The sequence below is a fragment of the Burkholderia sp. NLJ2 genome, from assembly GCF_049487195.1.
GTDB classification, from domain to species: Bacteria; Pseudomonadota; Gammaproteobacteria; order Burkholderiales; family Burkholderiaceae; genus Burkholderia; species Burkholderia pyrrocinia.
This window is the reverse complement of record NZ_CP137808.1, coordinates 402,473-428,675: the sequence shown is the minus strand read 5'-3', so window position 1 is coordinate 428,675 and position 26,203 is coordinate 402,473. Positions and strand designations below refer to the sequence as shown.

22 protein-coding genes are annotated in these 26,203 nt (G+C 66.2%); 5 read left to right on the top strand and 17 right to left on the bottom strand.

Going from position 1 to position 26,203, the window contains the following annotated elements; genetic code table 11:
* The first annotated feature begins 53 nt into the window (after positions 1-53).
* The gene (locus tag R9B84_RS01930; protein ID WP_423759019.1) at positions 54-1,055 is read left to right on the top strand and encodes a lipid II-degrading bacteriocin; all 1,002 of its coding nucleotides are present in this window, start codon (positions 54-56) and stop codon (positions 1,053-1,055) included.
* Positions 1,056-1,131: 76 nt separating this feature from the next.
* Positions 1,132-1,530, top strand: a complete 399-nt coding sequence (locus tag R9B84_RS01925) for a hypothetical protein (RefSeq protein ID WP_423759018.1) — start codon at positions 1,132-1,134, stop codon at positions 1,528-1,530.
* A 60-nt stretch (positions 1,531-1,590) separates the two neighbouring features.
* On the opposite strand, the gene R9B84_RS01920 is transcribed toward R9B84_RS01925, so the two are convergent.
* The 3 genes from R9B84_RS01920 to R9B84_RS01910 form a co-directional block, all read right to left on the bottom strand.
* Positions 1,591-3,057, bottom strand: a complete 1,467-nt coding sequence (locus R9B84_RS01920) for a glutamate synthase subunit beta (RefSeq protein WP_423759017.1) — start codon at positions 3,055-3,057, stop codon at positions 1,591-1,593.
* Positions 3,058-3,142: 85 nt separating this feature from the next.
* A complete protein-coding gene (locus R9B84_RS01915; protein WP_423759016.1) occupies positions 3,143-7,846 on the bottom strand; it encodes a glutamate synthase-related protein in 4,704 nt (1,567 codons plus the stop codon).
* Between the two features lie 288 nt (positions 7,847-8,134).
* Positions 8,135-8,848 (bottom strand): transposase, encoded by a 714-nt coding sequence (locus R9B84_RS01910; RefSeq protein WP_006477151.1) that lies wholly within the window; start codon positions 8,846-8,848, stop codon positions 8,135-8,137.
* 193 nt (positions 8,849-9,041) lie between these two features.
* On the opposite strand from R9B84_RS01910, the gene R9B84_RS01905 reads away from it, so the two are divergent.
* Positions 9,042-9,773, top strand: coding sequence for an OmpW/AlkL family protein (locus tag R9B84_RS01905; RefSeq protein ID WP_423759015.1), 732 nt, complete (start codon positions 9,042-9,044; stop codon positions 9,771-9,773).
* A 163-nt stretch (positions 9,774-9,936) separates the two neighbouring features.
* Here the strand turns inward: R9B84_RS01905 and ugpQ are convergent, their stop codons facing one another.
* The 12 genes from ugpQ to R9B84_RS01845 all read right to left on the bottom strand — a co-directional run bounded on the left by ugpQ (position 9,937) and on the right by R9B84_RS01845 (position 22,081).
* Positions 9,937-10,704, bottom strand: coding sequence for a glycerophosphodiester phosphodiesterase (ugpQ, locus tag R9B84_RS01900; protein ID WP_423759014.1), 768 nt, complete (start codon positions 10,702-10,704; stop codon positions 9,937-9,939).
* Between the two features lie 28 nt (positions 10,705-10,732).
* Positions 10,733-11,818 (bottom strand): sn-glycerol-3-phosphate import ATP-binding protein UgpC, encoded by a 1,086-nt coding sequence (locus tag R9B84_RS01895; protein ID WP_342308465.1) that lies wholly within the window; start codon positions 11,816-11,818, stop codon positions 10,733-10,735.
* Between the two features lie 32 nt (positions 11,819-11,850).
* Entirely contained in the window at positions 11,851-12,696 is an 846-nt protein-coding gene (gene ugpE, locus R9B84_RS01890; protein ID WP_262540440.1) for a sn-glycerol-3-phosphate ABC transporter permease UgpE, read from the bottom strand.
* Positions 12,693-13,577: a sn-glycerol-3-phosphate ABC transporter permease UgpA gene (gene ugpA / locus R9B84_RS01885; protein WP_152859225.1), complete on the bottom strand. Its 885-nt coding sequence runs from the start codon at positions 13,575-13,577 to the stop codon at positions 12,693-12,695. Before ugpA ends, ugpE begins: the two co-directional genes overlap by 4 nt.
* Before the next feature lie 96 nt (positions 13,578-13,673).
* The gene (ugpB, locus tag R9B84_RS01880) at positions 13,674-15,008 is read right to left on the bottom strand and encodes a sn-glycerol-3-phosphate ABC transporter substrate-binding protein UgpB (protein WP_423759013.1); all 1,335 of its coding nucleotides are present in this window, start codon (positions 15,006-15,008) and stop codon (positions 13,674-13,676) included.
* Positions 15,009-15,098: 90 nt separating this feature from the next.
* On the bottom strand, positions 15,099-16,307 hold the full coding sequence (locus R9B84_RS01875) for a deoxyguanosinetriphosphate triphosphohydrolase (RefSeq protein ID WP_423759012.1): 1,209 nt from the start codon (positions 16,305-16,307) through the stop codon (positions 15,099-15,101).
* A gap of 41 nt (positions 16,308-16,348) precedes the next feature.
* On the bottom strand, positions 16,349-17,428 hold the full coding sequence (gene aroB / locus R9B84_RS01870; RefSeq protein ID WP_423759011.1) for a 3-dehydroquinate synthase: 1,080 nt from the start codon (positions 17,426-17,428) through the stop codon (positions 16,349-16,351).
* A complete protein-coding gene (locus R9B84_RS01865) occupies positions 17,425-17,979 on the bottom strand; it encodes a shikimate kinase (protein WP_423759944.1) in 555 nt (184 codons plus the stop codon). Before R9B84_RS01865 ends, aroB begins: the two co-directional genes overlap by 4 nt.
* A gap of 40 nt (positions 17,980-18,019) precedes the next feature.
* Positions 18,020-19,654 carry a type IV pilus secretin PilQ gene (locus R9B84_RS01860; RefSeq protein WP_423759010.1) on the bottom strand — a complete coding sequence of 545 codons (1,635 nt, stop codon included), beginning with the start codon at positions 19,652-19,654 and terminating at the stop codon, positions 18,020-18,022.
* Positions 19,651-20,517: a pilus assembly protein gene (locus R9B84_RS01855; RefSeq protein WP_423759009.1), complete on the bottom strand. Its 867-nt coding sequence runs from the start codon at positions 20,515-20,517 to the stop codon at positions 19,651-19,653. Before R9B84_RS01855 ends, R9B84_RS01860 begins: the two co-directional genes overlap by 4 nt.
* Positions 20,514-21,161 (bottom strand): fimbrial protein, encoded by a 648-nt coding sequence (locus R9B84_RS01850; RefSeq protein WP_423759008.1) that lies wholly within the window; start codon positions 21,159-21,161, stop codon positions 20,514-20,516. Before R9B84_RS01850 ends, R9B84_RS01855 begins: the two co-directional genes overlap by 4 nt.
* Positions 21,158-22,081: a competence protein ComA gene (locus tag R9B84_RS01845; RefSeq protein WP_423759007.1), complete on the bottom strand. Its 924-nt coding sequence runs from the start codon at positions 22,079-22,081 to the stop codon at positions 21,158-21,160. The genes R9B84_RS01850 and R9B84_RS01845 overlap by 4 nt, the downstream gene beginning before the upstream one ends.
* 220 nt (positions 22,082-22,301) lie before the next feature.
* Between R9B84_RS01845 and R9B84_RS01840 the strand changes: the two genes are divergently transcribed.
* Complete coding sequence (locus tag R9B84_RS01840) at positions 22,302-24,695, top strand: penicillin-binding protein 1A (RefSeq protein ID WP_423759006.1); 2,394 nt, start codon at positions 22,302-22,304, stop codon at positions 24,693-24,695.
* An 82-nt stretch (positions 24,696-24,777) separates the two neighbouring features.
* Here R9B84_RS01840 and cyaY read toward each other — a convergent pair whose 3' ends face one another.
* Entirely contained in the window at positions 24,778-25,104 is a 327-nt protein-coding gene (gene cyaY, locus R9B84_RS01835; protein ID WP_047899594.1) for an iron donor protein CyaY, read from the bottom strand.
* 36 nt (positions 25,105-25,140) lie between these two features.
* Here cyaY and lptM point away from each other — a divergent pair, with 36 nt between their 5' ends.
* The gene (gene lptM, locus R9B84_RS01830; RefSeq protein WP_047899593.1) at positions 25,141-25,419 is read left to right on the top strand and encodes an LPS translocon maturation chaperone LptM; all 279 of its coding nucleotides are present in this window, start codon (positions 25,141-25,143) and stop codon (positions 25,417-25,419) included.
* Between the two features lie 81 nt (positions 25,420-25,500).
* Here lptM and msrQ read toward each other — a convergent pair whose 3' ends face one another.
* On the bottom strand, positions 25,501-26,187 hold the full coding sequence (msrQ, locus tag R9B84_RS01825; protein ID WP_423759005.1) for a protein-methionine-sulfoxide reductase heme-binding subunit MsrQ: 687 nt from the start codon (positions 26,185-26,187) through the stop codon (positions 25,501-25,503).
* Positions 26,188-26,203: the final 16 nt, after the last annotated feature.

The window sequence follows — 26,203 nt, the reverse complement described above, 5'->3', positions numbered from 1 at the left end:
TGGTTGCGTCAACAGTGCTCCCATTTAGCACGCTGCTGAAGCACGCGACGGCCATGGCTCAGAACAATGTTCTTCCGCCCATCACGATCACAACACCAAGGCCACCGGATTTCAATTTCGGGGATTTCAGCGTCAAAGTAAACGACATTCCCGGCGCCAATCCTGGTGCCGGAATTCCGGCGCCGACGGTTTGCTTCAATCAGTATTGCACATCGAATTACATGTTGCACTTTGCAAACATGGGAAACATGATCCGCGCCACCGAGATGTTCCTCAAACACCTTGAGGTATTTGGCAAAAACGATACAGCTTTCTGGCGTAATCAACTAACACTGGTGGGCGGCTTCACCCCGTGGCTTGCCCTTGGTGGCTACAAGCATTTACCCGGCGCCAGCCAATATGGATTTAGCTTCAACCCTGGGCAATATGCCAACATCACTGCATTATTCGGCATATACGTTGGTCAGTCACACGACATCCCTCCGACGCGCAGATTTGCATCGTATGGAAATCCATTGATGTTCGTTGAAGCAATTGATCACTGGATAAACGGAGACGGGACCCAACGAACCGTCAACATTGAATCTCTAAACTTAAAAATGAATGTCGCCGATTTCAAAGAAATAACGAAGGCTATTGAGAATCCCGGATATGGTCCCGGCACCTACTCGTTCGACACGGCTTTCAGCACCAACATTTTCAATCACGGAACAAAGGACCTCTGGAGTGCCTCAACCTTTGGGCGAGTATCCGGCAGGATACGTGGCACACTTGTGATGCTTGAGGACGATACATATCGGTTTGACGGCTACTACTCACTCAATCCCGATAGATTCGATGCAGATCCCTCAAACCGCCCATTCCTGCAGGAAACTGCAACGACATTTCTGGCCAAGCTCGGCGCCATCCTGGGCCACAAGGACTATCAAATCAATTTTTTCGGTGAAAAAAGTCTTTCGTTCTCGGGCCAACGGCCGGTCAAGAATGCAGGCACACGCCCCCCTCAGGCAGTCCATAGACCGTCGCTCGGTGGACTGATGCGCCCACTTCGCTAGCATGCCGCCGGGCGGCTCCGGAAATGTGGCTGCCCGAATCCATCACACATGTTCTTTACGTCCCATCGGACACGTCATGATTTCCAGAACCATGCGCGGAGTTCTCAGGCTAGTTCTTTGGCTAGCTGGCGCAGTAATCTGCGCCTATACGCTGCTGTTCATCGTCGTCGTGGCTTCCCGGTATGAGAGAACGGAAGGCAGTTGCCCCGACATGCCCCTCGATGCGCTACGGAAAAAAGTCCAGGCCCGTCTTCTCGAAGCGCATGGGATACCGCCGGACAGCATCCGGTTCGACGGCGCGCCGCAGTATCACGCATGGAAGCTGGGTGTGTGGGAACTCCCGCTGCGCGTTGACGAAACCCGATACACCGCGATGATCGACTGCAACGAGCAACTTGCAAGCTACGGGCGAACCATCGATCCGTTGGCCGCCCCAACCGGACCAGCCCGCGATCGCGCGCAGCGTCGGCCATAAAAAAACCGGGCGCCCTTTCGGACGCCCGGCTCTCATCGAAACCCGCTCGCTGCATTCAGCTCAGCGCGGCAGTTCCGAATGCCCCATCAGGTACGCATCGACCGAGCGCGCGCACTGGCGGCCTTCGCGGATTGCCCACACCACCAGCGACTGGCCGCGACGCATGTCGCCTGCCGCGAACACCTTGTCGACCGACGTGTAGTACGAACGATCGCCTTCGGTCGCCGCACGCGCATTGCCGCGCGCATCCTTCGCGACGCCGAACGCGTCGAGCACGGGCGCTGCCGGCTGCGTGAAGCCCATCGCGAGCAGCACGAGATCGGCCTTCATCTCGAACTCGGAGCCCGGCACTTCCTGCATCTTGCCGTCCTTCCACTCGACGCGCACCGCGATCAGCTTCTCGACCTTGCCGTTCTTGCCTTCGAGACGCTTCGTCGCGACCGCCCAGTCGCGCTCGCAGCCTTCCTCGTGCGACGACGACGTGCGCAGCTTGATCGGCCAGTACGGCCACACGAGCGGCTTGTGTTCCTCTTCCGGCGGCTGCGGCAGCAGCTCGAACTGCGTGACGTGCTTCGCGCCGTGACGGTTCGACGTGCCGACGCAGTCCGAACCCGTATCGCCGCCGCCGATCACGATCACGTGCTTGCCCTTCGCAAGCAACTGGTCGACGAGCTTGTCGCCCGCGTTCACGCGGTTCTGCTGCGGCAGGAAGTCCATCGCGAAATGGACGCCCGCGAGCTCGCGGCCCGGCACCGGCAAATCGCGCGGCGTTTCCGAACCGCCCGCGATCACGACCGCGTCGAATTCTTCCTTCAGCGTATCCGGCGAAATGGTTTCCTTCGCGAGACTGCCGATCGACTCGGGCAGCGGATCCTTGCCGATGAACACGCTGGTGCGGAACGTCACGCCTTCCGCTTCCATCTGGCGCATGCGGCGGTCGATCAGCCACTTCTCGAGCTTGAAGTCGGGAATCCCGTAACGCAGCAGGCCGCCGACCCGGTCGTTCTTCTCGAACACCGTCACGTCGTGGCCCGCGCGCGCGAGCTGCTGCGCGGCGGCGAGGCCCGCGGGGCCCGAACCGACGACCGCGACCTTCTTGCCCGTCTTGTGCTCGGCCGGCAGCGGCTTCACCCAGCCTTCCGCCCAGGCCTTGTCGATGATCGCGTGCTCGATCGACTTGATGCCGACCGGGTCGTCGTTGATCCCGAGCGTGCACGCGGACTCGCACGGCGCCGGGCAGATGCGGCCCGTGAATTCCGGGAAGTTGTTGGTCGAGTGCAGGACTTCGATCGCCTGCTGCCAGTCCTGGCGGTAAACGAGATCGTTGAAGTCCGGGATGATGTTGTTGACCGGGCAGCCGTTGTTGCAGAACGGGATGCCGCAATCCATGCAGCGCGCGCCCTGGACCTTCGCGTCCGCGTCGGTCAGCGCCGCGACGAATTCCTTGTAGTGCTTCACGCGCGTGAGCGGTGCTTCGTACGCCTCGTGGCGGCGTTCGAACTCCAGAAAACCGGTTGCCTTGCCCATAAGGTGCTCTTCTGTTCGGTGTATCGGGTGGGGGAGCCGCGCGCGGCAATCATGCGCGCGCGGCATTCGCTATGTCGTTCGTCGCTCAGGCGGCCAGCACTTCCTTCGCCGCCTTCTTCGCACCGATCTCGCCCAGCGCGCGCTTGTATTCGTGCGGGAACACCTTCACGAACTGGCGGCGCGCCGCGTCCCAGTTTTCCAGCAGCGACTTCGCACGCGGCGAACCCGTGAACTGGAAATGACGCTCGACGAGCCCCTTGAGCAGCGCTTCGTCCGTCGTGCCCGCGTGCCAGAGTGCGCGGTCGACCGTGCGCTCCTGCTCGGCCTGCTGCAGCACCGGCTCGAGCGCGACCATCGACTTGTTGCACTTCGCCGCGAACGTGCCTTCCGGATCGTAGATGTACGCGAGGCCGCCCGACATGCCGGCCGCGAAGTTGCGCCCCGTCTCGCCGAGCACGACGACCGTGCCGCCCGTCATGTATTCGCAGCCGTGGTCGCCCGTGCCTTCGACGACCGCCGTCGCGCCCGAGTTGCGCACGCAGAAGCGCTCGCCCGCGACGCCGCGGAAGAACGATTCGCCTTCGATCGCGCCGTACATCACCGTGTTGCCGCAGATGATGTTTTCCTCGGACTTGCCGCGGAAGTCGTTGGTCGGTCGGATGATGATCCGGCCGCCCGACAGGCCCTTGCCGACGTAGTCGTTGCCGTCGCCCACGAGGTCGAGTGTCACGCCCTTCGCGAGGAACGCGCCGAAGCTCTGGCCGGCCGTGCCCTTCAGCTGGATGTGCACCGCGTCGTCCGCCAGGCCGTCATGGCCGTGCTTCTTCGCGATCACGCCCGACAGCATCGCGCCGACCGTGCGGTTCACGTTGCGCACCGGCTGGATGAACGACACATGCTCGCCGTTCTCGATCGCGGCCTTCGCCTTCTCGATCAGCACGTGGTCGAGCGCGCGCTCGAGGCCGTGATCCTGCACGTCGACGTGACGCGGCGCGACGTCCTCGCACTCTTCCGGCTGGTAGAACACGCGTGAGAAGTCGAGACCCTTCGCCTTCCAGTGCTCGATGCCCTTGCGCGTATCGAGCAGGTCGGCGCGGCCGATCAGGTCGTCGAACTTCGCGACGCCGAGCTGCGCCATGATCTCGCGCACTTCCTCGGCGACGAAGAAGAAGTAGTTCACGACGTGCTCGGGCTGGCCCTGGAACTTCGCACGCAGCACCGGATCCTGCGTCGCGACGCCGACCGGGCACGTATTCAGGTGGCACTTGCGCATCATGATGCAGCCTTCGACGACGAGCGGCGCCGTCGCGAAGCCGAATTCGTCCGCGCCGAGCAACGCGCCGATCACGACGTCGCGGCCCGTCTTCATCTGGCCGTCGGCCTGCACGCGGATACGGCCGCGCAGGCGGTTCAGCACCAGCGTCTGCTGCGTTTCGGCGAGGCCGAGTTCCCACGGCGTGCCTGCGTGCTTGACCGACGACAGCGGCGATGCGCCCGTGCCGCCGTCATGGCCGGCGATCACGACGTGATCGGCCTTCGCCTTCGCGACACCGGCCGCGACCGTGCCGACGCCCACTTCCGACACGAGCTTCACCGAGATGCTCGAGCTCGGGTTCACGTTCTTCAGGTCGTGGATCAGTTGCGCCAGATCCTCGATCGAGTAGATGTCGTGGTGCGGCGGCGGCGAGATCAGGCCGACGCCCGGCACCGAGTAACGCAGCTTGCCGATGTACTCGGACACCTTGTGGCCCGGCAACTGGCCGCCTTCGCCCGGCTTCGCGCCCTGCGCCATCTTGATCTGGATCTGGTCAGCCGAAGCAAGGTACTCGGCGGTGACGCCGAAACGGCCCGACGCGACCTGCTTGATCTTCGAGCGCAGCGAATCGCCGTCCTTCAGCGGAATGTCGCTGACGATCTCGTCGCCGATCACCGACTTCAGCGTCTCGCCGGCCTTGATCGGAATGCCGCGCAGTTCGTTGCGATAGCGCTTTTCGTCCTCGCCGCCTTCGCCGGTGTTCGACTTGCCGCCGATCCGGTTCATCGCGATCGCGAGCGTCGCGTGCGCTTCGGTGCTGATCGAACCGAGCGACATCGCGCCCGTCGCAAAGCGCTTGACGATGTCCTTCGCCGATTCGACGTCGTCGATCGGGATCGCCTTGGTCGGCTCGACCTTGAACTCGAACAGGCCGCGGAACGTCATGTGACGCTTGGTCTGGTCGTTGATCAGGTGCGCGTATTCCTTGTACGTCTGGTACGAGTTGCTGCGCGTCGCGTGCTGCAGCTTCGCGATCGAATCCGGCGTCCACATGTGGTCTTCGCCGCGCACGCGGTATGCGTACTCGCCGCCCGCGTCGAGCATGTCGCGCAGGACCGGGCTGTCGCCGAACGCGTCGCGGTGCAGGCGGATCGCCTCTTCCGCGACTTCGAACAGGCCGATGCCGCCGACCTTCGACGCCGTGCCCTTGAAGTACTTCTCGACGAGGTCGCTCGACAAGCCGAGCGCTTCGAAGATCTGCGCGCCCGTGTACGACATGTACGTCGAGATGCCCATCTTCGACATCACCTTCTGCAGGCCCTTGCCGACCGCCTTCGTGAAGTTGTAGACGGCCTTCTCCGGCGACAGGTCGCCCGGCAGGCCTTCGGCCATCTTCGCGAGCGTTTCCATCGCGAGGTACGGGTGCACGGCTTCCGCGCCGTAGCCCGCGAGCAGCGCGAAGTGGTGCGTTTCACGCGCGGAGCCCGTCTCGACGACGAGGCCCGTGCTCGTGCGCAGCCCTTGCTGGACGAGGTGCGTGTGGATCGCCGACGTGGCGAGCAGCGCCGGAATCGCGACGTGCCCGGCGTCCGTCTTGCGGTCCGACACGATCAGCATGTTGTAGCCCGACTTCACCGCGTCGACGGCTTCCGCGCACAGCGACGCGAGGCGCGCCTCGATGCCTTCCTTGCCCCACGCGACCGGGTAGCAGATGTTCAGTTCGTACGCGCTGAACTTGCCGCCCGTGTACTGGTCGATCGCGCGGATCTTCGCGATGTCCTTGAAGTCGAGCACCGGCTGCGACACTTCGAGACGCATCGGCGGGTTGATGTTGTTCGTGTCGAGCAGGTTCGGCTTCGGGCCGATGAACGACACGAGCGACATGACCATGTTCTCGCGGATCGGGTCGATCGGCGGGTTCGTGACCTGCGCGAACAGTTGCTTGAAGTAGTGATAGAGCGTCTTGTTCTTGTTCGACATCACCGCCAGCGGCGAGTCGTTGCCCATCGAACCGACGGCCTCTTCGCCCTGCTGCGCCATCGGCGCCATCAGGAACTTCAGGTCTTCCTGCGTATAGCCGAACGCCTGCTGGCGGTCGAGCAGCGCGGCGCCCTGCGTGCGGCCGGCGGCGACTTCCTCGGCCTTCGGCTCGATCTCGTCGAGCTTGATGCGCACCGCGTCGATCCAGCTCTTGTACGGCTTCGCGTTCGCGAGGTTGTCCTTCAGTTCCTTGTCGTCGATGATGCGGCCGTGTTCCATGTCGATCAGGAACATCTTGCCCGGCTGCAGGCGCCACTTCTTGACGATCTTCGATTCGGGGATCGGCAGCGTGCCGGCTTCCGACGCCATGATGACGAGGTCGTCGTCCGTGACGATGTAGCGCGCCGGGCGCAGGCCATTACGGTCGAGGGTCGCGCCGATCTGGCGGCCGTCGGTGAACGCGATCGCGGCCGGGCCGTCCCACGGCTCCATCATCGCGGCGTGGTATTCGTAGAACGCGCGGCGGTTCTCGTCCATCAGCGTGTGCTGTTCCCACGCTTCCGGGATCATCATCATCACCGCGTGCACGAGCGGGTAGCCGGCCATCACCAGCAGCTCGAGACAGTTGTCGAACGATGCGGTGTCCGACTGGCCCGGGTAGATCAGCGGCCACAGCTTCGGCAGGTCGTCGGCGAGCACGTGCGACGCGATCGCGCCGGTACGCGCGTTCAGCCAGTTCACGTTGCCCTTCACGGTGTTGATCTCGCCGTTGTGCGCGATCATCCGGTACGGGTGAGCCAGTTCCCACGCCGGGAACGTGTTGGTCGAGAAGCGCTGGTGCACGAGCGCGAGCGCCGACACGACGCGCGCGTCCTGCAGGTCGCGGTAGTACACGCCGACCTGGCCGGCCAGCAGCAGCCCCTTGTAGACGACCGTGCGCGCCGACATCGACGGCACGAAGTACTCCTTGCCGTGCTTGAGTTTCAGCGCCTGGATGCGGTGGCTCGCCGTCTTGCGGATCACGTACAGCTTCCGCTCGAGCGCGTCCGTCACCATGATGTCCTTGCCGCGGCCGATGAAGATCTGGCGGATCAGCGGCTCGCTCGCCTTCACGGTCGGCGAAATCGGCATCGCATGGTCGACCGGCACGTCGCGCCAGCCGAGCACGACCTGGCCTTCGGCCTTCACCGTGCGCTCGAGCTCCTGCTCGCACGCGAGACGCGATGCGTTTTCCTTCGGCAGGAAGATCATCCCGACCCCGTATTCGCCGGCCGGCGGCAGCATCACGCTCTGCTTCGACATTTCCTCGCGATAGAACGCGTCCGGAATCTGGATCAGGATGCCCGCGCCGTCGCCCATCAGCGGATCGGCGCCGACCGCGCCGCGGTGATCGAGGTTCTCGAGGATCTTCAGACCCTGCTGAATGATCTCGTGGCTCTTCTTGCCCTTGATGTGAGCGACGAAGCCGACGCCGCAGGCGTCGTGTTCGTTTTGCGGGTCGTACAGACCTTGTGCGGCGGGCACCGCGGTGAGCGGCTGCTGGTGGTCGTTCATGGGGACACCGTCGTAAAGGGGGCCTGGAGGGCCGTTGAACCGTTTTTTGTTGCCGTCGATCCCGCTCCCAACGGGAGACGGCGCGGCCGACAGTGGGCGGGCATGCTTCGCCCGGGCCACCGGAATTCGGAATATACGCGACGAATCAAAGGAATAGCAACAAAAACCGCTTGATAGAACCCTAATTAAATGGATGCTTCGATCTGGTGCCATTTTATTGGGGTCGTATCATTTTGGTGCAAAAAGAAGCGGCGCCCGCAGCGCCGCCTCTCGGCTGCCGTTCCCGCGTTATTGCTGGATCGGCGGCGTGTTCTCGCGCACCTTTCTGGGGCGCCCGCGCGGCAGCGGCGAGACGCGCCGGTTCGCGGTACGCGCCGCCCACTCGCGGTAGTTCTCGCCGCCGAGCACCCAGCCCTTGAGCGTCGCCTGCTGCAACTGGTCGGCCTGCCGCTCGTCGAGCGGCTGCTCGCACAGCTCCTTGTACGCGCGCTGGCGGTCGAACGGCGTGTTGCCGAGCGCCCAGTAGAGCGGATGGTCGGTGATCAGGCTGTCGACGGTGAGCCCGACGTGATGCCGGTAGCTCGACCAGCGATAGGCTTCGGGCGTCGCGACGAGCTGCGCGCGCACCGGGCTCATCTCGACCACGCGGCTCGCGAGCAGGAAATAGCGCTCGCCTTCGATCACCGTCGCGCGATAGCGGCCTTCCCACAGGGTGCCGCGCCGCGAATAGCGCCGGTTGAAATGTGCAACGTAGCGGCGGCCGACGGCCTGCATCGCTTTCGGCAGGCTCGCCTCGTCGCTCGGCGTCACGAGGAGTTGCACCTGGCGCGGCAGCAGCACATAGGCATGCACCGACAGGTGGTGATCGCGCGCGGCGGCCTTCAGGCAGTCGATGAAGAGTTCGTAGTCCTGGTCGTCGACGAACGCGGGTTGCTGATCCAGGCCGCGCAGTATCACGTGCTGCGGCTGGTCGGGAACGTAGAGTCGTGCTAACCGTGCCATGCTGAATGTCCGTTTGAACGCGTTAGGAAATACCCGGAGGTCCGAAAGTGCGCATCTGCGTAGAATGCCCGTCCTGTCGGTGCGCGGATACGTACGGTCGTACTAATCCTAGGGTGAAAACTCTAACTTACGAGCTTGTTTGGTTTTAAACGCAGTCGTCATAATGAGCACGCCTTTGATCGGAGGAGACACAATGAAACGAAAACTGGCCATTACGGGGGCCGCAGCGCTCGCATTCACGTTCGCGGGCGGTACGGCACATGCACAATCCGCAGGTGATTTCTACGTCAGCACCGGCTGGCTGCACCTTTCGCCGCAGGACAGCAGCGATCCGCTGTTCGTGTACGGCGTCGGCGGCACGCCCATCAACCAATCGATTCCCAACACGGGCGCCGGCATCAACGACGCCGATACGCTCGGGCTCGCCGCTGGCTACTTCGTCACCGACCACATCTCCACCGAGCTCGTGATGGGGATACCGCCGAAGTTCGACATTACCGGCAAGGGTCAGTTCGAAAAGTTCGGCGTACTCGGCCGTGCGTACCAGTGGAGCCCCGCCGTATTGCTTCGCTACCACTTCAACGACGCCAACGCGAAGTTCCGTCCGTATGTCGGCGTCGGCGCGACGTATGTCTGGTTCACCGGCGCAAAGATCACGAACGGTACGTTCGAGAACGGCGTGCTCGGCGGTCCGACCAGCGCTACGACCAGCAACCAGTGGGCGCCCGTGTTCAACGCCGGTTTCACGTACAACTTCACGAAACACTGGTTCGCGGGCCTGTCGCTCTCGTACATCCCGGTCAGCGTGACCGCGACCTTCACGACCGCCCGCCGGACACCGGTCGGCACCCTGACCGAAACGTCGAAAGCGAAGATCTCGCTCAATCCGATCGTCACGTACCTGAACGTCGGTTACCGCTTCTAAGCGTAGTCGAATATTTGGGGAATGGTTAATCCTGCTGCAATTTGTAGCGGAATTTTCGTGACGTAACGTCTCCACGATGCAAAACGCCCCGGCGAAATCCCGCCGGGGCGTCGTTTTTTTGTCTCAGGGTCTTCCCTCGCCCGCCATCGCGCGGGACCGGGCGCTACGCGATATCGTCCAGCGCATCGGGGCCGATCAGGTCGATGCGGTCCGTGCAGACCGCGTCGACGCCCCAGCGCGCGAGTTCGCGCGCCCGTTCGAGGTCGTTCACCGTGTACACCAGGATGCGCAGCCCGGCCGCCTTGATCGCCCGCACGAGCGGTTCGTCGAGCCGTTTGTGGTCTGCATGCAACGATACGCAGCCAAGCGCGCCGACGACCTGCGCATGCCAGTCGTCCGGCACGGCCTCGTAGAGCATCCCGCGCGGCAGCGCCGGCACGGTCTCGCGCGCCTGTTGCAGCGCATCGAACGAGAACGACGACAGCAGCGGCGGGACCGCGGCATCGCGCCAGTACGCGGCCGCGTCGGCCGCCACGCGCTGCCCCGTCTCACGCTCGCGCCCCGGGCACGGCTTGATCTCGACATTCGCGGCCAGGCCGTGGGCGATGCAGCGCGCCGCCGCCGCCTCGAGCGTCGGCATCCGCTCGCCCGCGAAGCGCGCATCGAACCAGGCCCCCGCGTCGAGCGCGGCCAGCGTCGCATAGCGCATGCCCGCCGCCGCCCCCTGACCGTTCGACGTCCGGTCGACCGTGTCGTCGTGCAGCAGGAACGTCACGTCGTCGGCCGACAGCTTCGCGTCGAACTCGACCATCCGGTGACCGCGTCGCGCGCCCTCGTCGAGCGCGGCGAGCGTGTTCTCCGGTGCGAGCGTGCCGCCGCCACGATGGGCGACGACGCGCGGATAGGGCCACCAGTCGGTACGGGAAGTCATCGTCGGTCTCACTGCAAGGTCAGCCGGTTCAGCCGGCACGCTTGCCGGTCTCGGGGTCGAAGAAATGCAGCCGGTGCGCGGGCAGCGCGGCCGCCAGCGCCGTGCCGCGCGCGGGACGGTCCGCGTGCGGCAGGCGCACCGCGACGTCGTGATTGCCCCAGCGGCCGTGCGCGAGATTGTCCGCGCCGAGCAGTTCGCACGAGTCGACGGGCAGCGTCGCCTGTGCGACGCCCGGCTGCGGCGTCATGTGCTCGGGACGCACACCGAGCACCCAGTCGCGCCCGGTGGCGATCTCTGCGCCGATGCCGGGCGCGCCGGCGACCGGCAGCGCGGGGCCGCCGCCCGCGACCGTGAAGGTCGCGCCGTCGTCCGACAGCCGGCCGTGCATCAGGTTCATCGCGGGCGAGCCGATGAAGCCCGCGACGAACACCGTCGCCGGCTTCTCGTACACGTCGACCGGCGCGCCGATCTGCTCCGCGTAGCCGCGATTCATCACGATCACGCGCTGCGCGAGCGTCATCGCCTCGATCTGGTCGTGCGTCACGTAGACGCTCGTCGTCGCGAGCCGCGCATGCAGCCGCTGGATCTCGAGCCGCATCTGCACGCGCAGCTTCGCGTCGAGGTTCGACAACGGTTCGTCGAACAGGAACACCGACGGCTCACGCACGATCGCGCGCCCCATCGCGACGCGCTGCCGCTGGCCGCCCGACAGTTCGCGCGGCCGCCGCGCGAGCAGCGGCTCGAGTTCGAGGATCTTCGCGGCCGCAGCCACCCGCGAGTCGATCGTCGCACGCTCGATCCCGCGGATCTTCAGCCCGTAGCCCATGTTCTGCGCGACCGTCATGTGCGGGTACAGCGCATAGTTCTGGAACACCATCGCGATGTCGCGATCCTTCGGCTCCAGCGCGTTGACAACGCGCTCGCCGATCGCGATCTCGCCGTCCGTCACGCTCTCGAGCCCCGCGATCATCCGCAGCAACGTCGACTTGCCGCAGCCCGACGGGCCGACCAGCACGATGAATTCGCCGTCCGCGATCTCCACGTCGATGCCATGCAGCACGTGCTGCTTGCCGTCGTAGGATTTCCTGACGCCCTTCAAGCTCAGCGCAGCCATACTTGGTCTTTCTCCCGGTTGCCGTCCGTCATTTATTTCTCGGAATCGACGAGGCCGCGCACGAACCAGCGCTGCATCGCCAGCACGACGACGAGCGGCGGAATCATCGCCATCAACGTCGCCGCCATCACGTATTGCCATTCGGTCGCGGCGTCGCCGCTCGCGATCATCGTCTTGATGCCCACCACCGCCGTCGACAACGACGCCTCCGTCGTGATCAGGATCGGCCACAGATACTGGTTCCAGCCATAGATGAACGTGATCACGAACAACGCCGCGATGCTCGTCTTCGACAGCGGCAGCACGACGTCCCAGAAGAAGCGCAGCGGCCCCGCACCATCGATGCGCGCGGCGTCCATCAGCTCGTCGGGCAGCGTCATGAAGAACTGGCGGAACAGGAACGTCGCAGTCGCCGACGCGATCAGCGGCAGCGTGAGCCCCGCATACGTGTTCGTCAGGTGCAGCGTCGACACGACCTGCACGGTCGGGAAGATCCGCACCTCGACCGGCAGCATCAGCGTGACGAAGATCAGCCAGAACGCCGTGTTGCGGAACGGGAAGCGGAAGTAGACGATCGCGTACGCGGACAGGATCGACATCGCGATCTTGCCGACCGCGATGCCGAGCGCCATCGCGAAGCTGTTCACGAGCAGCCGGCCGAACGGCGCCGTCGTGCCGCCGCTGCCGTGCCCCCAGATGTACGCGATGTTCTCGAACAGATGCGTGCTCGGCACGAGCGACAGCGGCACCGTGAACACCTCCTGCGCGTTCATCGTCGCCGCGCAGAACGCGACGTAGACGGGGAACACGATCAGCACGACGCCCGCGATCAGCACCGCGTGGCAGAACAGGTCGAAGCCCTTGCGATTTTCGATCATGCGTATTGCACCCTGCGTTCGACGAAGCGGAACTGGATCACCGTGAGCCCGACGACGATGATCATCAGCACGACCGACTGCGCGCCCGAGCTGCCGATGTCGAGCCCCTGGAAGCCTTCCGCGAAAATCTTGTAGATCAGCGTCTTCGTGCTCTGCGCCGGGCCGCCGCCGGTGGCCGCGTCGATCACCGGGAACGTGTCGAAGAACGCGTAGACGAGGTTCACGACCAGCAGGAAGAAACTCGTCGGCGACAGCAGCGGCAGCACGATGTTGAAGAAGCGCCGTACCGGCCCTGCGCCGTCGATCGCCGCCGCCTCGATCAGCGAGCGCGGGATCGCCTGCAGGCCCGCGTAGAAGAACAGGAAGTTGTAGCTCACCTGCTTCCACACCGACGCGAGCACGACGAGAAACATCGCCTGCCCGCCGTTCAGCGCGTGGTTCCACACGATGCCGCCCTTCGCGAGCGCATACGTGATCAGGCCGATGCTCGGGTTGAACAGGAATGCCCACAGCACGGCTGCGATCGTCGGTGCGACCGCGTACGGCCAGATCAGCAGCGTGCGATATACGCGCGCGCCGCGGATCACACGGTCGGCGCACGCGGCGAGCAGCAGCGACACGACGAGCCCGCTCACCGTGACGAGCGAGCTGAACACGAGCGTGGTGCGGAACGAATCGAGATACAGCGGATCGGCGAACAGGCGCGTGAAGTTCGCGAAGCCGACGAATTCGCTCGACGTGCCGAACGCGTCCTGCATCTGCGTCGACTGCCACAGCGCGACGCCGGCCGGCCACAGGAAGAACACGGCGGTGATCGCGAGCTGTGGCGCGATCAGCAGGTACGGCACCAGGCTCGTACCGAAGCGGGAACGGGATTGCATCGCGGATATCCGGTCAGGCGAAACGGAAAGGAAACCGCGCCGCCGGACCGCGCGCGCACATGCGCGGCGCGGCCGGCGGCACGAAGCGATGCGTGCTCAGCCGCCCGACTTCTCGAAGCGGCGCAGCAGCTCGTCGCCGCGCGAGGCCGCCGAATCGAGCGCGTCCTTCGGCGACTTCTTCTGCGCCCAGACCTGCTCGAACTCTTCGTCGACGATCGTGCGGATCTGCGGCATGTTGCCCAGACGCAGCCCCTTCGTGTAAGGCAGCGGCGGCTTGTTCAGCATCTGCTTGATCGCGGTTTCGGCGCTCGGGTTCTTCGCGTAGAAGCCCTGCTCGCGCGTGAGGTCGTACGCGGCGGTCGTCACCGGCAGGTAGCCCGTGTCCTGGTGCCACTTCGCGGCGACGGGCGGCGATGCCAGGTACGCGAGGAATTTCGCGACGCCCTTGTAGGTCGCCGGATCCTTGCCGGCCAGCACCCACAGGCTCGCGCCGCCGATGATCGCGTTCTGCGGCGCACCCTTCACGTTCGCGTCGTACGGCATCATGCCCGTGCCGTAGCTGAACTTCGCGAATTTCTGCACGTTCGCGAGCGCGCCCGACGACGTCGTCATGATCCCGCAGTCGCCGCTGTAGAACTTCGCCGACGCTTCATCCTTGCGGCCCGCGTACGTGAACGTGCCGTCCTTCGCCATCTGCTCCAGGAACGCGACGTGCGCGATCTGCTGCGGCTTGTTGAAATCGAGCACGGCGTCGGCGCCGTCGAAGCCGTTGTTGCGGCTCGCGAACGGCAGCCCGTGCCATGCGCTGTAGTTTTCGAGCTGGATCCAGCCCTGCCAGCCGGTCGTGAAGCCGCACGCCATCCCCGACTTGCGCAGCTTCTCGGCATCGGCCTTCACGTCGGCCCACGTCTTCGGCGGCTGGTTCGGGTCGAGCCCGGCCTTCTTGAACGCGTCCTTGTTGTAGTACAGCACCGGCGTCGAGCTGTTGAATGGCATCGACACGAGATGGCCTGTCTTCGCGTCGCTGTAGTAGCTCGAGATGGTCGGCACGAACGCCTTTTCGTCGAGCGGCACGCCGGCCTGCTTGAACACGTCGTAGACCGGCACGACGGCCTTCTTCGCCTGCATCATCGTGGCCGTGCCGACTTCATAGACCTGGAGGATCGCCGGCGCGTTGCCGCTGCGATAGGCGGCGATGCCGGCTGCGAGCGCCTGGTCGTAGGTACCCTTGAAAACCGGCACGATCTTGTAGTCGCTCTGCGACGCGTTGAACTGCTCGGCAATCGCGTTGACCCGCTCGCCGAGCGCGGCCTCCATCGCATGCCAGAACTGGATCTCAGTCGCAGCCAACGCCACGTGCTGCACACCGAACATCAGCGCGCCGCCCAGCGCGATCGAACGAACCATGGTCCCCGCAGGCTTCTTCTTCATCGACCTCTCTCCTATGAAAACGTTACCAATAGCGTGTGCAACATTCCCATCGCCATTGAACCGGCGAAGTCTAGTGATCGTTTGTGACAGTCAGTTGTCGTTGATGACGAACAGGCGCTGATATTCCTTCAGCGCGAAGCGGTCGGTCATTCCGGCGATGTAGTGCGCGACGAGACGCGGCTGCTGCGCTGCGTCGTCCGACTGGTACGGCGGCGGCAGCAGGCGCGGATCGTCGATGAACGCGTCGAACAGCCCCGTGACGACGCGCTGCGCCTTGCTCGCCATGCGCATCACCTTGTAGTGGCGATACAGGTTCTTGAAGAGGAAACGCTTGAGGGCGGCCGCCTGCGCGGCGACCGTCGCGCTGTGCGCCACGAGCGGCGGCGCGGCGCGCACGTCGTCGAGCGACGCGGGCGCGACGCGCGCGAGATTGCGCGTCGTCTCGTCGATCAGGTCGACGATCAGCGTGTTGATGATGCGGCGCACCGTCTCGTGCACGAGGCGGCGGCCTTCGAGGTGCGGGAATTCGGCAAGCGCCGCCTCGTAGTGGCGCTGCCACAGCTCGACTTCCGCGAGTTGCTCGATCGTGATCAGGCCGGAACGCAGGCCGTCGTCGACGTCGTGGTTGTTGTAGGCAATTTCGTCCGCGATGTTCGCAAGCTGCGCTTCGAGCGACGGCTGGCGGCCCTGCAGGAAGCGCTCGCCGAGCGCGCCGAGCTTGCGCGCATTCTCGCGCGAGCAATGCTTCAGAATGCCTTCGCGCGTCTCGAAGCACAGGTTCAGCCCGTTGAACGCGCCGTAGTGCTCCTCGAGCTCGTCGACGACCGCGAGGCTCTGCAGGTTGTGCTCGAAGCCGCCGTGGTCACGCATGCACGCATTCAGCGCGTCCTGGCCGGCATGGCCGAACGGCGTATGGCCGAGATCGTGCGCGAGCGAAATCGCTTCGACGAGATCCTCGTTCAGGCGCAGGTTGCGCGCGACCGAGCGCGCGATCTGCGCGACTTCGAGGCTGTGCGTGAGGCGCGTGCGGAACAGGTCGCCTTCGTGATTGACGAAGACCTGCGTCTTGTATTCGAGCCGGCGAAACGCGGTCGAATGGACGATGCGGTCGCGGTCGCGCTGGAATTCGGTGCGCGCCGCCGGCGGCGTTTCCGGATGGCGGCGGCCGCGCGACTGCAACGCGTGCGCGGCATACGGAGCGAGATGGGCTTCCAGCGCCGCCAGCGTCGGCGGCTCGGCCACCGGCGCAACGGATGCGCGGCCGGCTTCGGGCAGTGTGCTGCTGGATGTCTCGCTCACGTCTCCTCCATGTCAGGGGCGCCGGGGCATCCGGGCCGCCGTTACCGGGTCGTCTGCGCCAGTGTAGCGAACACAGCTTCGTCCGGCGCCTGCGTGATCAGCGTATCGCCGAATCGCTTCAGCAGGATGAACTTGATCGCGCCGGCTTCAGCCTTCTTGTCGACGCGCATCAAATCCATGTAGCGCGCGTCGCCGAGCGCGGGCCCGCGGGTCGGCAGATGCGCGGCCGCGATCACCGCGTCGAGGCGCTGCCGCGACGCTTCGTCGAGCAGGCCGAGCCGCACCGACAGGTCGCCCGCCATCACCATCCCGCAGCCGACCGCCTCGCCGTGCAGCCACTCGCCGTAGCCAAGCCCGGCCTCGATCGCATGGCCGAACGTGTGGCCGAAGTTCAGGATCGCACGCAGGCCACCTTCGCGTTCGTCGGCCGCGACCACGCTCGCCTTGATCTCGCACGAACGCTTCACGGCGTGCGCGAGCGCGGCCGGCTCGCGACGGTTCAGCGCGTCGACGTTCGCCTCGATCCAGTCGAAGAATTCCGCATCGGCGATCGCGCCGGTCTTGATGATCTCGGCGACGCCGGCCGCCAGTTCGCGCTCGGGCAGCGTCGTCAGCGCGCCGATGTCCGCGATCACGGCCTGCGGCTGGTAGAACGCGCCGATCATGTTCTTGCCGAGCGGGTGGTTGATGCCCGTCTTGCCGCCGACCGACGAATCGACCTGCGACAGCAGCGTCGTCGGCACCTGGATGAACGGCACGCCGCGCATGTAGCACGCGGCGGCAAAGCCCGTCATATCGCCGATCACGCCGCCGCCGAGCGCGACGAGCGTCGTCTTGCGATCCGCGCGCTCGGTCAGCAGGCCGTCGAAGATCAGGTTCAGCGTTTCCCAGTTCTTGTACGCCTCGCCGTCCGGCAGCACGACTGTCGACACGCGTTTGCCGAGCGGCGCGAGCGCCGCGCGCAGCGCGTCGCCGTAAAGCGGATCGACCGTCGTGTTCGTGACGATCGTGACGGACGAACCCTTGATGTGAGGCGCGAACAGCTCGGCGCGGCCGATCAGGCCGGCGCCAATGTGAATCGGATAGGCGCGGTCGCCCAGATCGACGTTGACAGTAATCATGCTTGTAGCGGCTTGGCGATGACGCCCGCCAGTTCGAGTTGCATCAACACCATGTTGACGAGACCGTTGACCGACGGGCGGCCGGTCTCGATGACGAAATCCGCGCATTCGCGGTACAGCGGGTCGCGCACTTCGTAGAGCGCTTCGAGACGCCCCTTCGGATCTTCGGTTTGCAGCAGCGGGCGGTTCTTGTCCTTGCGCGTGCGCAGCCACAGATCGTGCGGATTGGCACGCAGATAGATGACGATGCCATTGCTTTTCAGGCAATCGCGATTTTCCGGGCGCAACACCGCGCCGCCGCCCGTCGCGAGCACGATGTTCTCGCGCTGCGTCAGATCGGCGATCACCTGCGTTTCGCGATCGCGAAACCCGGCCTCGCCCTCCAGCTCGAAGATCACCGGAATGCGCGCGCCCGTGCGGGCCTCGATTTCGTGGTCGGAGTCGAAGAACGTCCTGTCGAGACGACGCGCGACTGCACGGCCCACGGTGGTCTTACCCGCTCCCATAAGGCCGACGAAAAATACGTTTGCATGTGGGTCCCGCGCTTGCAACGGCTTCCTCTGCTTCAATCTTGCTGGTGTGTGGCGCAGCTTACTGGCAAAGCGGCTGCCTTGTCGAGCCTGCGCCGGCGGCTTCCGGCCCCGTTTTATCGGGATCCGCGTCGCCCGCGCCTCGCGCATCGCAGCGCGCATCGACGACGGTCGGCGTGATGAAGACGACCAGTTCGTTACGCTGGTCGCGCTGCGCGCGATGCCGGAAAAGCGCGCCCAGAAACGGTATTTTGCCCAAGAGCGGCACGCGCGTCACATCGTTCCGGAGCAGTTGCTCGTAGATCCCGCCGATCGCGACCGTCCCGCCATCCTCGACCTCGACGCGCGTCTGCACGTGCTTCGTATGGATCGCCGGGCCGGCCGCCGTCGGCTCGCCGACGCTGTCCTTCGTCACGTCCAGGTCGAGCACCACGCGCCCGTCGGGCGTGATCTGCGGCTCGACCTCGAGCTTGAGCGTCGCGCGGCGGAACTGCACGCCGCTCACGCCGTTGCCGACCTTCGCCTGGTACGGCAGCTCCGAACCCTGTTCGACGATGGCCTTGACGCGATCGGCGGTCACCACCCGCGGACGCGAAACGATCTGCCCCCTCCCCTGCGCCTCGAGCGCGCTCAGTTCGACGTCGAGTACGCGGCTGAGCGGAGCGGCGAACAGTGTAAAGCCGGCTGTTGCTGCCTCGAAGCCACCGAGCGGCCGCGCGGCAAGGTCGAGCGCGTTGCGCGCGTCCGTCGTGAACGTGGTGCCGTCGCCCGACGGCGGGCGCCCCTGCGCACGCAGCGCGACGCGTGCGCCGAGATTGCGCGAGAAGCCCTGTTCGCCCTCGACGATGCGCGCTTCGATCCGGACCTGCCGCGACGGACGGTCGATCGCGTCGATCAGGCCCGCGATCTGCACGATACGCGGTTCGAGATCGGTGACGAACAGCAGGTTCGTGCGCGGATCGGCCGCTGCGGCGCCGCGCTTCGACAGCAGGCGCTGGCCGGTCGCGCCGGCCAGCAGCCGTTGCACGTCCTGCGCGCGCGGATAGTGCAGCGCGAACGTACGGCTCGCGAGCGGTTCCAGATCCGCGGCCCGCGCGTGCATCTCGAAGCGCTCGCGTTCGCGCGCGGCCTGCTCTGCCGCCGGCGTGACCCATATCACGTTGCCGCGCCGCGACATTGCGAGCCCCTGCGTATCGAGCAGCGTGTCGAATGCATCGCGCCAGCGGACATTGTTCAGACGTAACGTGACGGTGCCGCGCACCTGCTCGCCGACGACGATATTGAGACTCGTGAACCGCGCGAACGCGTCGAACGCGGCCGCGAGACCGACGCCCTGCAGATTCAGCGAGATCCGCCGTGCGTCGTCGGCATCGCCCGGTTGCCGTAACGCGCCGTCGCTCATCCGGGCCGGCGGCGCCAACGGGATCGGCGACCCCTCCAGCCGGGGAGCCGGAGCGGCAGTTTCCGCCCGAAGCGCCGCGTGAGCCGCCGGACCGAACGGCTGCGGGCCGACCTCCCCCGACACGGCGTCATCCACATCATCGGCCCGACCTCCTGGCAACGGCAGCCCCGGCACCTGCGCATCCATCGATGCTGCCGGCCACACGGTCGGTAGCGGCGGCAACGACGCACTCGCGCTGGCCGCCGTCAATCCAGCCCAGACGATGACGAGTGCCCAACGCCCATACTTGGTCATGGCCGACCTCCGTCGCCAAGGACGATCCGGTGCGCCCCGTCCGCCGTCGCGAGCGTCACGGCCGCGGGCTCGACACGCACCACGCGTGCGGCGCCGAGCGCCTCGCCGGGCGCCACGGCGGTGAACGTGCCATCGCCGCCGTCGAACAGCGCGAGACCGGTACGCGCGTCGCGAATCGTGCCGACCAGGTGCGCCGCCGAACCATCCGCTGCGGACGAGCCAGCCGCGTCGAACGGATCGTCGGCGAGCTCCGCTGCCGGAACCGGCACCGTGCCGCCAGTGCCCGTTGCAGCCCGCAGCGCCGGAAACACATCGACGGACATTTCCACGCGCACTGCCTGCAATCCCCGCTCGACACGCAGCGCCGACGGCACCGCCAGTACCGGGAAGCCCGCCAGTCCGCCGACCATGTGCAACAACGCGCGAAAGCCGCCATCAGCGACGATACGCACCGTGCGCCTGCCGTCCGGCACCGCACCGTCGGCTTGCTGCGGTTCGATCGATACACGACTCAGCCCGCTCGACGCCGCGAGATCGGCCAGTTCCAGCATCAGCGCAGCCCATTCCGGCTCAGGCGACAAGCCGTCATCGCGCGCTGGTGCCAGACGTGCGTCGCGCCGTTGCCCGGCGGCCGCGAGCACGCGCCGTGCGTCGGCCTCGCGCACCTGCGCCGCTGCCAGCAGCGTGCGACTATGCGCAAGCCCGCTCCAGTCGGCGGCATTCGCCAGATGAATGCCGCCCGCCAGCACGGCCGCGAACGCCAGCACGCAACCGGCGGCATGTGCAGCCTCGGGCGACACGCGCCGCATGCCGCCCAGCCATGCTTCGCCGCGCGGCGCAGGCCGATGCACGATCGCCGTCATGCGCCACCTCCCGACGCTTTCCGCGACGGCATCGCGTCGTGCCAGCGCAGTTGGACCGAGAACCGGAACGGCATCCCCGCCGAGGCGACCGGTGCGTCCGAAGCAGGCTTCAACACGTCGATGTCGATTCGCCAGTCGCGCTGCTCGCGTGCCATCCCGGCGAGCCATCGCGCGGTCGCCCGGTAGCTCGCGGCGCGCGCATCGAGTACGGCGCCGGCCGGCGTCGTGCGCAGCGTGTCGAGCCGGACCGTATCGCCGCGCACCAGCGCCAGTGTCGCCAGCAGCGCTGCGACGCGCCGGTAAGGCGCGGCAAGCTCCGCTGCCCGCGCGCCGCGCTGAGCGGCGGCGGCGGCTGCACCGGCAGCGCGCGTCGCGGCGTTCATCTGCGGCTGCAACTGCCGCAGCCGCGCCTCCACACTTGCGCGCTCGGCGTCCGCACGCCATCGCAACCACGTGGCAGCGCCCGTCCACAGGCTGACGCCAAGTACGCCGAGCAGGATTGCCGTCCCGCACTGCGCGGCGCGGCGGCGTCGCAACGCCTGCGCCAGCCGCTCACGGTACGGCAGCAAGTTGAAACCGCCGAGCCCTGCACGATCGACCTGAGCCGGCCCGGACACGCTTGCCGGTATGCGGCCGGCCGTCATTCCCACACCCCGCGCAACGCCAGCCCGAACGCGACGGCGAATGCCGGGCCGCCCTGCATGCCGGCGGGCGGGCACGGCTGCCCGTCCCAGCCCGTGCAGTCGAACGGCACCGCGACCGCGCCGAGCACGTCGCCGATATCGGCGACGGATGTTCCGAAGCGGGCCATGCACCGCTCGTCCCCGGCCACGAGTACGCAACGCACGGCCCCGAGCGCGCGCTGGCGCAATGCATCGGAAAACGCCTCCGGCACCGCGCCTGACAGCGCGAGCACCTGCGCGGCCAACGCACCGTCGACACGCCACGCTCGCACGCCCGACTCGCTGAACCAGAGCGCGGCATAGGGACCGTGCGCGTCGAGCTCGAACTGCGCCGCATAACGCAACGCGCGCAGCGCGGCCGCCGACTCGCCGTCGACGGCCGTCAGGTCGACGCCGGCCTGGGCGGCCACGTCGACCCGCCGTTCGAGCAGCGCCAGCGGGGCTACCGCGACCTCGATCTCGCCGGACTGCGCGCCGCCATCCTGCCGCCAGTCGAACGCGAGGCTGTCCGGCGCCAGCCCGGAAATGCGCTCGGCCGCCTGCCGCGCGGCATCCTCGACGTCGTCACGCCCGGCGAGGTCGAGCGTCGCGGTGCGTATCTCGTCATCGCTCAGCGCCATCACGCCACACGCCGCGCACCGCACGCCCGCCGCCGACAGCCGCGACACGGCCGCCGCCAGCGAGCGCGCAACCGCCGCCCAGCGTGCGTCTTCCGGCCCGCCCGCCAACCCGACCGGCTCCCGCTCGAGCCCCTCGACGCGCACATCGGCAGCACGGCCGCGCCGGCTCAGCACGACCACCCTCAACTCGTCCGCCCCGACGTCGATTCCCGTCGCCCCGTGCCTGCCCTGCGCAAACCGCGCCATCCATCGTCCCGTCATCCCGGCCTCCCGCGATCGTCGCGGCCCACGCCGCGTTTCCGAGACCTGATTCTGCAAAGCGGCGCGTTCGGCCGACAGTCGACCGAACGGCCAGCATCGGCTCGGAACGGCCGCGCGCGGGCTATGCTGAAGGCATGGCAACCCGCGGCTTTCCGGCGGGCAGCCCCCGCGTCAGGACCGGTCTTACCGGGCAGCTATAATCGCGAGACTGTTTTCCGGTATGCCTATGCAATCCACGACTCCTACGTCCCCGCCTCCCGCCCCGGAGCCGAAAAAGCGGCCCTGGTGGCAAAAAGTCCTGCTCGGCTTTGCCGCGATGTGCGTGGCCCTCGTCGTGGCCGGCGGCCTCGTGCTCGGCTACGCGCTCGTCGTCGCCTGGCCGAACATGCCGTCGCTCGACGCGCTGACCGACTATCGCCCGAAGGTGCCGCTGCGCATCTATACGTCCGATCACGTGCTGATCGGCGAATTCGGCGAGGAGCGCCGCGACGTCGTCCATTTCAAGGACGTGCCCGACTCGCTGAAGAAGGCGATCCTCGCGATCGAGGACTCCCGCTTCTACGATCACGGCGGCGTCGACCTCACCGGCATCGTCCGCGCCGGCTTCGTCGCGCTCACGAACGGCCATGCCTCTCAGGGCGCGAGCACGATCACGATGCAGGTCGCGCGCAACTTTTTCCTGTCGAGCGAGAAGACCTACACGCGCAAGATCTACGAGATGCTGCTCGCGTACCGGATCGAGCGCGCGCTGACGAAGGATCAGATTCTCGAGGTCTACATGAATCAGATCTATCTCGGCCAGCGCGCGTATGGCTTTGCGAGCGCCGCGCGGGTCTATTTCGGCAAGGATCTGAAGGACATCACCCTCGCGGAAGCGGCGATGCTCGCGGGGCTGCCGAAGGCGCCGTCCGCGTATAACCCGGTCGTCAATCCGAAGCGCGCGAAAGTGCGCCAGGAATACATCCTGCAACGGATGCTCGAGCTGAACTTCATCACGCGCGAGCAGCACGACGAGGCCGTCGCGCAGCCGCTCGTCGTCAAGGGCCCGGGCCGCGATTTCAGCGTGCACGCCGAGTACGTCGCGGAAATGGTCAGACAGATGATGTACGCGCAGTACCGCGAGGAAACCTACACGCGCGGCTTCAACGTCGTCACGACGATCGATTCCGCTGACCAGCAGGTCGCGTACACCTCGCTGCGCAAGGGCATCATGGATTACGAGCGCCGGCACGGGTATCGCGGGCCGGAAGGTTTCATCGAGCTGCCGGCCGGTGCGGACGACCGCGAACAGGCGATCGACGACGCGCTGCTCGAGCACCCCGACAACGGCGAGCTGATTGCCGCGGTCGTCACGGCCGCGAGCCCGCGCCAGATCACGATTGCGTTCATCGACGGCAGCACTGCGACGATCGAAGGCGACAACCTGCGGTTCGCGTCGGGCGCGCTGTCGACCAATGCACAGCCGAACCGCCGCATCCGCCCCGGTGCGATCGTCCGCGTCGTGAAGAACGACACCGGCAAATGGTCGATCACGCAGTTGCCGCAGGTCGAAGGCGCGTTTCTGTCGATCATCCCGCAGGACGGCGCGATCCGCTCGCTCGTCGGCGGCTTCGACTACAACAAGAACAAGTTCAACCACGTCACGCAGGCGTGGCGACAGCCGGGTTCGTCGTTCAAGCCTTTCATCTACTCGGCGTCGCTCGACAAGGGCCTCGGGCCGGCAACCGTGATCAACGACGGCCCGCTGTATTTCAGCGCCGCCGAAACGGGCGGCCAGCCGTGGGAGCCGAAGAACTACGGCGGCGGCTTCGAAGGCCCGATGTCGATGCGCACCGCGCTGCAGCGCTCGCGCAACCTCGTGTCGATCCGGATCCTGAACAACATCGGCACGAAGTACGCGCAGCAGTACATCACGCGCTTCGGTTTCGACGCCGAGCGCCATCCGGCCTACCTGCCGATGGCGCTCGGCGCGGGCCAGGTCACACCGCTGCAGATGGCCGGCGCGTATTCGGTCTTTGCGAACGGCGGCTACCGCGTCAATCCGTACCTGATCGCCGAAGTCACCGATCCGAACGGCGCGATCGTCGCGCGCGCGCAGCCGCTCGTCGCCGAGCAGAACGCGCCGCGTGCGATCGACGCGCGCAACGCATACGTGATGAACAGCCTGCTGCAAAGCGTCGCGCAGCGCGGCACGGGCGCCCGGACCAACATCCTGAAGCGCACCGACCTCGCGGGCAAGACCGGCACGACGAACGATTCGCACGACGCGTGGTTCGCCGGCTACCAGCACACGCTCGCCGCGATCGCGTGGATCGGCTACGACAATCCGCGCAGCCTCGGCGATCGCGAAACCGGTGGCGGCCTGTCGCTGCCGGTCTGGATCGACTACATGGGCGCCGCGCTGAAGGGCGTGCCGGAGTTCAAGCCGACGGTACCGGACGGCGTCGAGTCGCTCGGCAGCGAACTGTACTTCACCGAGTTCACGCCCGGTCACGGTTTCGTGTCGACGGTCGGCGTGCCGCAGGCACCGGCCGCGCAGAACGTCGACGAGGCGGTGCCGCATGTCGACGAGGCGGAAAAGCAGGACATCATGAACCTGTTCCGCGGCCACTGACACGCGGCCCAGGACATGAAAAAAGCGCCCCGCGGGGCGCTTTTTCTTTTGGTCCGGTGTTCGGGGCCCGGTGCCCCGGCCGTCACGCGCTGAACGTGATCGGCAGGCCGGCCTGCTGCGTCGCGTATTCGGTGAGTGCCGCGTAGAACTCGGTGCCCGTGCGCGTATCGCGCCATTCGCCGTCGACGAAACGGTAGTGGAATCCGCCCGCCTTCGCGGCGATCCACACCTCCTTCATCGGCGGCTGCAGGTTGACGATGATCTTCGAGCCGTTCTCGAACGTCAGCGTCAGGACGCTGCCGTTGCGCTCCAGATCGATGTCGTGGTCACCGTCGTTCGCGGTGTCGACGGTACGCTCGACAGCCGTCAGCACGGCCTCGGCACGGGTCAGGTATTCGGTATCGGACATGCTAAACTCTATCGGTTCAATTGTTCAGGGACGATCATGCGAGTCGTTTTCCGGATGAGCGCGATTGTAGCGGCTTTGGCGATTCTTGCCGGCTGCGGTCAAAGCGGCGCGCTCTATCTGCCCACCGTGCCTCCGCTGCCCAAGCCGATCCAGCAACAAGACACGCCGCCGTCGGACGTGAAGCCGACCGATGAAAACGCGTCATCCGACAGTGTGCCCGATTCGTCCGGCACGCCGCTCACGTTGTCGCCCGAGCTGTCGAGCGACGCATCGAAAATGCCCGCACCGGCATCGGGCCCGGCCGTCGCGCAGTAACGACGCGACGCTACCCGCGCGGCTCGCGAAACAAGGCGATGACTTCCCGGTCATCGCCTTTTGTTTTTTAAGGCCGGGCCGTTACGCGCGCACGCGCCGCCATCCCCATGCGACCAGCCGCCAGCCGAGCAGCGCGGCGACGATCGCCGCGTAAAGCTTCGGCTGCGCGAGATTGTGCTTGCCGGCCCTCATCCACCAGAAGTGCAGCACGCCGCACAGCGCGATCGCGTAGATCGTGCTGTGCAGCGTTGCCCAGTGGCGGCCAAGCCGGCGCACCATCGCGCGCGGCGACGTCGCGGCGAGCGGGATCAGCAGCATGAACGCGGCAAAGCCGACCGTGATGAACGGGCGCTTGCCGACGTCCTTCAGGATCGCGACGACGTCGAACCACTTGTCGAACCACAGGTAGGTCGTGAAGTGCAGTGTCGCGTAAAAGAACGCGAACAACCCGATCATCCGGCGAAAACGCAGCAGCGGCGCGAAGCCCGTCACGCGCCGGAGCGGCGTGACGGCGAGCGTGATGCACAGCATCACGAGCGTCCACAGGCCGGTCGAACGCGTGATGAATTCGATCGGGTTCGCGCCGAGCCGGTCGGTCAGCCCGAACAGCACGAGACGCGCAAGCGGATAGAGGCCGGCCGCAAAAACCAGCACCTTGGCCGGCACGAGCCAGCGCGGCGCGCCGGTACGGACAGCACCGGCGCGGGTCGCGCGTGCGGTCGATCCGGCGCCGGCTGCGCGCGCGGGCGTCAGCGTCGAAGGAGGCATATCGTTTCTCACCGTC